The 410-nt window shown below is 32.7% G+C and carries 1 protein-coding gene; it reads right to left on the bottom strand.

Features of this window, described 5'->3' with window-relative positions:
• The coding region (locus tag C5S61_RS03165; RefSeq protein ID WP_110513663.1) for a DUF1054 family protein at nt 1–410 on the bottom strand (410 nt) is incomplete at both ends.

Below are 410 nucleotides of genomic sequence, written 5' to 3'. Positions count from 1 at the left end.
TTTTCACATTGATGGCTCTTTGTATCGCTTCTATTAAATCATCATCCGTTAAATCTTTAATAAATGGTTTATCAGGTTTCATATGATCTAAGCAAACACGATAATCATCAGGTAATTGTTGAATAGCTTTAAATTTTCTTTCAAAAACTTTTGCAAGTGTTGCTTTATCTTTTGCTTCATGCATGATTCCAAACATAACAAACAGTTGATCTTCAAACATACCAATTTGGAAATGAGGTAACATTTTATAGCCTCTTTTGTTTGTTGCAAAAGCAACCCATGTATCTTTAGGAGGATTCACACTTCTTCTAGCATGCTTTGCTACGTGAGGATAAAATGTTTCACCAGTTTGACTTGTAAAGAAGTCACTAAAATATTCTCCTAATTCACGGAGTTGTGGTCGTATGTAT

Source organism: Herpetosiphon llansteffanensis, from assembly GCF_003205875.1.
GTDB classification, from domain to species: Bacteria; Chloroflexota; Chloroflexia; order Chloroflexales; family Herpetosiphonaceae; genus Herpetosiphon; species Herpetosiphon llansteffanensis.
This window is presented reverse-complemented; position numbering and strand designations above follow the sequence as displayed.